We start from the raw sequence: 9,768 nt of genomic DNA on the forward strand, positions 1-9,768 counted from the left end.
TCGGGGTCGGCACCATCAATCGGCCCGACGGCTTTTGGAACCATTTCATATAGGCGTAGCCGACCTGGACCGGGATCGGGAAACGCGACGAGACATATTCCGGGAACTTGGTGTGATAGCTGGTCGTGAACGGCAGTTTCCATTCCACGCAGATGCGGCGCGTGGCGATGCCGATCGGACCTTCTGTAGCGATATGAACCGCCTCAGGCTCGAAGGCGCGCAACATCTCACGGATCTCTTCTTCCGCCCCAAGGGCCAACCGGATCTCGGGATAGGTCGGGCAGGGAATGGTCTTGAACAGGCTGGGCTCGATGACCTCGACCTCATGGCCCATGCCACGGCATTCCGCGACCGTGCGGGTCAGGGTGCGGACGACGCCATTGACCTGAGGTTCCCAGGCGTCGGTGGCCAGAACGATGCGCATTGAGGCGGGCGGACCCTGAGCCGTTAAGTAAGGGCGGAACATCTAGACGGTTCGAATGACGAAGGCGAGACGGTCTCCGATGTCTCCGGCACCTAAAGCAGCCGCAAGGGTTGAGCCATATCAGGATCAAGTAAGGTCAGGGTTTCTTTCGCCTGAACGTAAGCTGCCATGATGTGATAGAAGGAACTGGCAGGAGCTGGCTCGTCGATGAACTCGCCAGCGGCAAGGAGCTTGTCATGCCAAAGTCCTTGCGGCGTGAGATATTTCCAAAGCGCGCGCTGCGCATTGGCGGCCTGTTCCAAACATTGAACGCGTTTGCCGTCATCGCTTAACGACGCCAGTATAAGAGACGCCTTGAGCCATTCAGTTTGAGGCCAGAGCCTGGATCTGCCGCTCCTGACGCTTCCGTCGGTGTTCATGGCGTCTATGGCGATATTGCGCTTCCTGTCGATACCCTTCAGGCCCGCTTCATAAAGTCTCCAGGCGTCCGCAATGACGGATTCATCGCGCCTGTTGCGGCCATGCCTTGCAAATAGCCAAGCCCACTCGAACTGATGTCCCGGCTCGACCAAACGCCCGTCTTCTCCTGCTGCCGGAGACCAGTCCTTCTGGAAGAACTCCAGCAAATATCCGGACTGGGGATCAATGAATCGGGTCCGAGCTAGGTCTACGATGCGGTCAGCGAGACGCCCCCATGCTGCGTCGCCGTTTGCTTCTTCCCAGGCGAGGGCGGACTCTAGCAAATGCATATGAGCGTTTGATTGGTAAGGGTGAGCCCCACTTTCCATTACGCCGCCGGCAGCATCCGCTCGCTTAAGTATTTCTTCTCTGACGGCAGCCGCATCGACTTCCAGCGCGGGGTCGCCGGTTGCAGCCGACACGCGTGAGAGAGCGAAGATCAGGAACGCTTGATCATAAACCATCGCGGTCTCGTCCATTGGCGAGCCGTCGGCTGTAAGAAGCGTGCGCATCAGCCCGTCAGGACGCAGGTAGAGAGACCTAAGTCGCTCAAGACCCTTTGAAATCACCGGCTTCCAAGGGCCCTGCCAGCCCTGCAATCCTGCTTCCGCATAGACCTGCAACTGCCTCGCCTGGACACGGGCGCGGCGCGGGGCCGAGACATGCCGGCCATCAAGTGCCAGAACTTCTTCAAAAGCCCCCGTAGCGTCCTGGCCCAAACCGGACCAAACCGGCAGCGCGGCTTGCCGCAACCAGTTCGTCAACCTGACCGCACCGTCTTTCAGCCCTTCCGGCTCCGGAAGTGGCGGAAAGTCCAAATGTTGAGGAGAGAGGTTTCGAAGGCGATCGACAACTTTCTTCACCTCTTGGCTTTTTCTCAGATCGGTCACCAGGACCGCATCGCGCTCTACGATAATTCCAACGTCCCGCAAGCCAATCGCGGCGACCATCACGCCATCGCAGGCTCTGATCAGACAGCCCTCCGAGTCTTCCAGAACATGCAAGCCGACATCGCCCTCGCCTGAGGCGTGCACGGAATCCCACGCGCCGAGGTCGGTCCAAGCGAACCGTACCGGCAGCACTGCGGCGAGACTGGTTTTCTCCATCACCGCATAATCTATCGAGATTTTTGGAGCCAGTTTGAACTCCGAGCCCAGCAGGATGTATGCGTCATCCTGCACTGCACTCCCCAATGCGCCCTCTACGGCTTCCGCGACTGCGGCGGCGCGGTCTGTTATTTCTTGAACGAGGACCTTGGACTGGACGATGAAGTTGCCGCTGTTCCAGAGGTACCCCTCGGAGATATAGCGCTGCGCCGTCGTAGCGTCGGGCTTTTCAACAAAAGCGGCGACTGCCGACAAGCCAGGGCCTTCAGGCGCAATATATCCGTAGGCCGACGACGGTTCGGTCGGCACGACGCCCAAGGTGACGATACGTCCATCCTCAGCGCCGACAACGGCTTCGCGAACCGCGTCCCTGAATTCTTCTTCGTGGGGGATGTGGTGATCAGAAGCGACAAACAGATTGATCGCGTCAGGATCCTTCTGGGTCGTCCAAAGTGCGGCAGCGGCCATGGCAGCTGCAGAATCCCGACCTTCAGGTTCCAAGATTATCGTTGCCGATATCCCGATCTCGTCAAGTTGGGACTGGATCGCGTCGCGATGTGATAGTCCGGCGACGACAATGAGGTCAGCTCCCGCCGCCAAAGACACAACGCGTTCGACTGTTTCTTGAAACAGTGACCGGTTTCCCGCCAGCGGGATGAATTGCTTCGGCAGGGATGGCCGTGACGCAGGCCACAACCGCGTACCTGAACCGCCGCACATGATGACCGGGTAAAGCGTTGCCATATTCTTAGAGCTGCCATTTCTTGACCGAACCGCCTACTACGCGAGCTTTGCTATCGCGTCACCTGTCGAATGCGCCAGAGTTGCGCGACCCGTCACTTGGTTCGACGCTTCTAGTCAGAGCGGCAACACCGTCGTCGACTTCACTTCTTCCAGCACCGCATAGGTCCGTGTTTCGCGCACGCCCGGCATGCGCACCAGAACGTCGCCCAGGAAGGCCCGATAGGCGTCCATGTCGCCGACGCGGGCCTTGATCAGGTAGTCGAAGCCGCCGGCGACCATGTGGCACTCCAGCACCTCGGGCTGGCTGCGGACGGCGGCGGCGAAGGCATCGAAGACGTCGCCGGTGGTGCGGTCCAGCAGAACCTCGACGAAGATCAGCAGGTCGCGGCCGACCTGGGTCGGGTCGATCATGGCGGCGTAGCCGGTGATGATCTTCTTTTCGCGCAGTCGTTTGACCCGTTCGAAACAGGCGGCGGGCGACAGGTTGCATTGCCGCGCCAGTTCGGCGTTGGACAGCCGGCCGTCGGTCTGGAGCACCCGCAGGATGCGGCGGTCGACAGCGTCTATATCGATCATCGGAAATCGAGGCTCTGCACCGAACGATCTTCGGTCAAGTCTCGTATCATACGAAGCACCTTCAATGAACTCCGGCCTATACGGCGGAAATCCACAGGATTTTCCCGCCCATGACCTCGCCCGCTTTCACGCCTTCGAGCCTGGCCGCCTGGGACGGTCTGGACGCGCACAAGTTCCGCGATGAGCGCGAAGCCGTCGCCGCCAACCTGGCGCGCATGCCGCTGGACGCCACCGAGCGCGCCGCCGTGGTGGCGGAAGCGACGGCCCTGGTCGAACACGCCCGCCGCAGCCAGAAGAAACAGGGCGTGGTCGAAAGCTTCCTGCAACAGTTTTCGCTGGGCACCCGCGAGGGTCTGGCCCTGATGTGTCTGGCCGAGGCCCTGCTGCGCGTGCCGGACGAGGAGACGCGCGACCGGCTGATCGCCGAAAAGATCGGGTCCGCCGATTGGGCCAGCCATCTGGGCCAGTCCGACAGCCTGTTCGTCAACGCCTCGACCTGGGGCCTGATGCTGACGGGCAAGCTGGTGGACGTGGACGACGAGGCGCGCAGCGACCTGCCCGGCTTCCTGAAGCGGATCGCCGGCCGTCTGGGCGAGCCGGTCATCCGCCAAGCGGTGGCGACCGCCGTCAAGATCATGGGCGAACAGTTCGTCGTCGGCCGCGCCATCCAGGGGGCGCTGAAGCGGTCGAACAGGGAAGGCTGGCTGTGCAGCTTCGACATGCTGGGCGAGGGCGCGCGGACTGTCGCCGACGCAGACCGCTACGAAAAGATCTACGCCGACGCCATCGAGGCGGTGGGCAAGACCTCGAAGCGCCAGGGGCCGGAACACGGTCATGGCGTATCGGTGAAACTGTCGGCCCTGTCGCCCCGCTATGAGGCGACGCATGAGGATGACGTCTGGGCGACCCTGTATCCCCGCATCCTGCGCCTGGCCCAGATCGCGGCCAAATACGACATCAACTATACGATGGACGCCGAAGAGGCGGACCGTCTGGCCCTGTCGCTGAAGCTGCTGGACCGGCTGGCGCATGAGCCGTCGCTGGGCGGCTGGACTGGCCTGGGTTTGGCGGTCCAAGCCTATCAGAAGCGCGGTCTGGAGACGATCGAACGGGTCGCCGACCTGGCCCTTCGCTCGGGCCGCCGGTTGATGGTGCGGCTGGTCAAGGGCGCCTATTGGGACACCGAGATCAAGCGCGCCCAGGTGTTCGGCCGCACCGACTATCCGGTCTTCACCACCAAGGCGGCGACCGACCTGAACTATCTCGTCTGCGCCAAGGCCATGATCGCGGCCTCGCCGGCGATCTATTCCCAGTTCGCCAGCCACAACGCCCACACTTTAGCCGCCGTGCGTCGCATGGCCCGCGACCGGGGCGTGGCCGTCGAGCACCAGCGCCTGCACGGCATGGGCGAGGCGCTTTACGACGCGGCGCACGAGGCGTGGGCCGATGAGACCGTGATCGTCCGCGCCTATGCCCCCGTCGGCGGGCATGAGGAACTGCTGCCCTATCTGGTTCGGCGCCTGCTGGAAAACGGCGCCAACTCCTCCTTCGTCCACGCCCTGCTGGACGAGCGCGTCCCCGCCTCGGCCGTCGCGGCCGATCCCATCTCCCTGGTCGAGCAAGCGCCCGACCGTCACCCCAAGATTCCGGTTCCGCAAGACATGTACGGCGATCGTCAGAACTCCCTCGGCCGCGACTATTCCCAGGCCGCCGTCCGTGACGCGCATGCGCGCGCGCTGGAAGGGATCGACCGCGAGAAACTGACCTCCGGCCCGATCATCGGCGGCAAGCTGCGCGCCGGGATCCATGCCCAGGCCGTGACCAATCCCTTCGACCGGTCGCAGGGGCTCGGCCATGTCTCGGAAGCCGAGGCGGCCGACATCGACGCCGCCGTCGAGGCCGCTGCGAACGCCCAGGTTCAATGGGACCGTCAGGGCGGCGCCAAGCGCGCCGTCGTCCTGCGCGCCATGGCCGATGCGCTGGAGGCCGATCTGGACCGCCTGGTCGCCCTGCTCAGCCGCGAGGCCGGCAAGACCCTGAACGACGGGGTCGCCGAGGTGCGCGAGGCCGCCGACTTCTGCCGCTACTACGCCCTGCTGGCCGAGCGCGATTTCACCGCCCCCCAGACACTGAAGGGCCCGACCGGCGAAACCAACCAACTGTTCCTGCACGGACGCGGCGTCTTCGCCTGCATCAGCCCGTGGAACTTCCCCCTGGCCATCTTCACCGGCCAGATCGCCGCCGCCCTGGCCGCCGGCAATGCCGTCCTGGCCAAGCCTGCCGAACAGACGCCGCTGATCGCCGCCGAGGCCGTGCGCCTGTATCACAAGGCCGGTCTGAACCCGGACCTGCTGGCCCTGGTTCCCGGCCGCGGCGAGACGGTCGGCGCTGCCCTCGTCACCCACCCCGGAATCGACGGCGTCGCCTTCACCGGCGGCACCGACACGGCCGCCGCGATCAACCGCGCCATCGCCGCCCGCCCCGGCGCCATCATCCCCTTCATCGCCGAGACCGGCGGCCTGAACGGCATGTTCATCGACACCACGGCGCTGAAGGAACAGGTGATCGACGACGTGATCCAGTCCGCCTTTGGCTCGGCCGGCCAGCGCTGCTCGGCCCTGCGCGTCCTCTATGTACCCAAGGACTCGGCCGACGCCCTGATCGAGGGCCTGAAGGGCGCCCTGGCCGTCCAGACCGTCGCCGACCCCGCCGATCCCAAGACCGACATCGGTCCCGTCATCGACCCGGAATCCCGCCGCGCCCTGGAGGCTCACGTCGAACGCCTGTCTCACGAGGCCAAGATCATCGCTCGCGCCGACCTGCCGCTGGGTTCCGAAAAGGGCGACCTGTTCGCCCCTACCATCGCCGAAATCCCAACGCCGGACTTCCTGGAACGCGAAGTCTTCGGCCCCATCCTGCACATCTACCGGTACGCCCCGTCCGACCTGAAGTCGGTCGCCGGCAAGCTCGCCGCCCGCGGCTATGGCCTGACCCTGGGCGTCCACAGCCGTATCGAGGCCTTCGCCGCTGAAGTGATCGACCTCGTCCCTGCGGGCAACGTCTATGTCAACCGGTCGATCACTGGCGCCGTGGTCGGCGTCCAGCCGTTCGGCGGTGAAGGCCTGTCCGGCACCGGCCCCAAGGCGGGCGGGCCAAACAGCCTTATCCGCTATGCATCCGAAAAAGCGATCAGCGTGAACATCGCTGCGCAGGGAGGAGATCCTACGCTGTTAAATTTATCGGGAGAAAATTAAGGCGGCGGAAGACAAGGCGGCGTCGTTTGATCGTATAAGCTGTTATATTGAAGTATTCAAAAGGAATTTACTGTTAGAGGAGTGTGAATTCGGTGTCTGGCGGCTTCATTTTGGAGAAGTAAACTCTCTGGGTCCGGTGTTGATGAACCCAATTCGGATTAGCCATCAATGATGGCCTTGGCCTCTTCCGGTCCGGTGCCCCAATCCCTGCCGCGCCGTGGACAGCTGGTGAAGAGAACAGTCCCCGTGTCTGATAGACGCCGTGGTCGGCAATCTGTGGTTTACCGGTCGGAACAATAGCCGTGGTGCCATCCCCCTGCGCCCATTGTTCATGTATGCCTAGCCGATGACTCCATCTCAGACCTCTCCTGCCACGCTTGGCGTTCCGCACGGACGCTTGTGCATCGACGGCTACAATATTGGCCTCTCAAAGGGTACGGGCATTGCGACTTATGGTCGGAACCTGCTAGCGAACGCGCGCACTCTGGGCTTCAGCCCGTCGCTGCTGGCAGGACCGGTGACGCGGGGCCACGGCGGCGACGTCGCGGATGAATCCGCCATCGCAGGCCGCGAAACGGTCCGCCGAAAATGGGGCAAGGGCGAACTGTTCGCTCGAACCCTGATCAGCCGCTTCGGTCAGAGCGCCTATCCCGTCAAGCCGACCGGACAGGTCGTCTGGCGAGATCAAAATCGCCCGGACGTCGACCACTATTGGATGTCGCCCTCCCTTTATCGGCTCGCCAGCCGGGCCTTCGTCCACTACGGTACGGAAACTCCGGTTACCTTTCGGTGTACAGACGAGATTCCGGCTCCGACAGTTATGCACTGGACCGCGACCCTTCCAGTTCGTGCCGCGGGCATGGCCAATGTCTATACGATCCACGACCTGATCCCGCTCAAGTTACCACATCTGACGACGGACGATCCTGGCCGGTATATGCAGATGTGTAAAATGATTGCGCGCAACGCCGACCAGATCGCAGTGGTCTCAGAGACGACTCGCCGCGACGTGATCGAGCTTCTCGGCGTTGAGGAAGATCGTGTCATGAACACCTATCAGGCCATCACCCTGCCCGACGAAATTATGAACCGCCCACAGGAGGAAATCCTAGGGGAGCTTGAGGGGATCTTCGGCCTCGACTGGAAGGGCTATATGCTTCATTTTGGAGCCATTGAGCCGAAAAAGAATTTAGGGCGGATCATAGAAGCCTATCTGGCAAGCGGCGCGGCGTGCCCACTCATTATTGTGGGGGGGGCTGCTTGGATGTCGGAAGATGAGACCGCGCTACTGGATGGAATTCGGCGCAACGGCGGAGCCGAAGCAGAGCGGGTCCGTCAGTACGAATATCTCCCTTTCCCCTTGTTGATGACACTGATCCGCGGCGCGAGAGCAACATTGTTCCCGTCCCTTTACGAAGGTTTTGGCCTGCCGGTGTTGGAATCGATGGCCCTCGGCACTGCAGTGCTGACCTCCACGGCGGGGTCCCTACCCGAGATTTCGGGGGGCGCGGCCCTACTCGTTGATCCCTACGACACCTCGACCATTGCCCGCGCCATCCTTTCGCTCGATCAGGACCAGGATCTCACGCTTGAACTTGCTGCCCGAGGGCTAGAGCGGGCGATGGCCTTCAAGCCCAAAGAATATCAAAAGCGATTGCAAAAGCTTTACGCACGCGTGGGGCTATGAAGATAGAGTTTTCGATCGTCGCGCTATTCGTTTTCCCTCTGCAAGCTAAGGTCTTGTTCCTTGGACTTAATGCTGGCACGCTATATTCCGCATCTGGGACGACGTCGTGATCGACACCGTCCTCGCGACCTTCACCCTGATTGCCATGACGCACCCGAAATTGTCGAGTAAGGACGGATTGACCGGGTTTGCGGGATCCATCGACTGGATAGATTTCGGCCATAGAAATCTCGTCGCCGCCAGCTACGCGAGCATAGTTCTGCCCCCAATCCTCACCTCGGGCGACGAGCGCGGGAATACCGTAAATGTCGGCGATCTCTGGATGTTCATCCGTCTGCGTCTTGAAGCCGAAAGGTTCTTGTCGGTTTGAGAAATCTCCTTGGTCGCCGCGATATCGTCGTCGCAATGGCGAGCGTGCTGGCAACCTCTGCCGCTTGCAAGCCGGGAACCAGCGCGGGGGGCTCACGCGTCGTGGGCCGGAGTCGTTTACCGGCCGCCTCGGCGGCTGAGACGGATCGCCTTTTCCGGGACGCCTACGCCGGCAGGCGGATCGACCTAGGGGGGCTGAACTACGCAATTGATCGACCGCTTGTCATTGGCGGCGGCGGGATGCTCACCGGCCCTGGCCGCTTGACCCTGGCTGCAGCGTTTCAAGGTCAGTGGGCGATCGAGTTCGCAGCGGGAAGTGGTAGCGGCGTTAGGGGCGTTGAGGTGGATGGGGCGGCGGCTCTAGCGCACGTGATCTCCGGAATCCGTGCCAACGGATCTACTACCGGTCTAACAGTCCAAAACTGCATCATCAGCAACCTGTCGTTCGACGGCATCGATATCTCGGGGGGGGCAGGCGCTTATAGGCATCTGGGTCCGGTCATCGAAGGGAACGTCATCCGCAATGTCGGTTGGGTGGGCATCAATCTGGAGTCTTCCACTGAAGGCCGTCTTGCAAATAACGTCATCGACCGTACCGGCTACCACGGCCTGTCCGCGATGTTGGGCTGCAAGGGCACGCAGATCACCGGCAATCACGTCACAAAGGCGACTTCTCCCGATCGCATCTTTAATGGGACTGGGTCGCTTGGAGGCGTCGAAGGCGGCTTCATGATTGCTTTCGACCCTTCGAGCGATGAAACCCTCATCGAACAGAACGTCTGCGACGACAATCGGCGGGCGGGATACGATGGCATTGGGGTATCGGAAGACGGCACGCCCTTCGGCAGGTCGCGTATCATCGGTAATATTGTGAGACGAGCCGGCCTTTTCGGAATTGATGCGCCAGGCAATTGTTTGGTGGAGAACAATCTCGTGGAAGAAGCCGCGCAACAGGGCATTCACATCGGGCTGGACCTTGGCGGTCAGATCGAGAACGTTGTTGTTCGAAACAACATCATCCGCAACACCGGTACGGCGCACCCGGGGGTGGATAGTTTTGGCATCCTGGTGGGAGACACTTTGGGCCCCGCAGTGCGTATCCGAAACGTCGCCATAACCGGCAATACCGTCCTCGATAATCGTCCTTCG

Annotated in this window: 7 protein-coding genes; 4 read left to right on the forward strand and 3 right to left on the reverse strand. The window is 62.0% G+C overall.

Going from position 1 to position 9,768, the window contains the following annotated elements; translation table 11 throughout:
- The 3 genes from Q7J26_RS02065 to Q7J26_RS02075 all read right to left on the reverse strand — a co-directional run.
- Positions 1–424, reverse strand: a 424-nt coding sequence (locus tag Q7J26_RS02065; RefSeq protein ID WP_304934855.1) for a glycosyltransferase, incomplete at its 3' end; no start/stop codon positions are given.
- Between the two features lie 92 nt (positions 425–516).
- Positions 517–2,733: an AGE family epimerase/isomerase gene (locus Q7J26_RS02070; RefSeq protein WP_304934856.1), complete on the reverse strand. Its 2,217-nt coding sequence runs from the start codon at positions 2,731–2,733 to the stop codon at positions 517–519.
- Positions 2,734–2,847: 114 nt separating this feature from the next.
- Positions 2,848–3,309: an Lrp/AsnC ligand binding domain-containing protein gene (locus tag Q7J26_RS02075; RefSeq protein ID WP_304934857.1), complete on the reverse strand. Its 462-nt coding sequence runs from the start codon at positions 3,307–3,309 to the stop codon at positions 2,848–2,850.
- A gap of 110 nt (positions 3,310–3,419) precedes the next feature.
- Here Q7J26_RS02075 and putA point away from each other — a divergent pair, with 110 nt between their 5' ends.
- The 4 genes from putA to Q7J26_RS02095 all read left to right on the forward strand — a co-directional run.
- Positions 3,420–6,563: a bifunctional proline dehydrogenase/L-glutamate gamma-semialdehyde dehydrogenase PutA gene (putA, locus tag Q7J26_RS02080; RefSeq protein ID WP_304934858.1), complete on the forward strand. Its 3,144-nt coding sequence runs from the start codon at positions 3,420–3,422 to the stop codon at positions 6,561–6,563.
- Between the two features lie 397 nt (positions 6,564–6,960).
- On the forward strand, positions 6,961–8,250 hold the full coding sequence (locus Q7J26_RS02085) for a glycosyltransferase family 1 protein (protein WP_304934859.1): 1,290 nt from the start codon (positions 6,961–6,963) through the stop codon (positions 8,248–8,250).
- A 106-nt stretch (positions 8,251–8,356) separates the two neighbouring features.
- Positions 8,357–8,620 carry a hypothetical protein gene (locus Q7J26_RS02090; protein ID WP_304934860.1) on the forward strand — a complete coding sequence of 88 codons (264 nt, stop codon included), beginning with the start codon at positions 8,357–8,359 and terminating at the stop codon, positions 8,618–8,620.
- Between the two features lie 239 nt (positions 8,621–8,859).
- Positions 8,860–9,768: right-handed parallel beta-helix repeat-containing protein (locus Q7J26_RS02095; RefSeq protein ID WP_304934861.1), on the forward strand; the 909-nt coding region annotated here is incomplete at its 3' end.

The sequence above is a fragment of the Brevundimonas sp. genome (assembly GCF_030656255.1).
Classification (GTDB): Bacteria; Pseudomonadota; Alphaproteobacteria; order Caulobacterales; family Caulobacteraceae; genus Brevundimonas.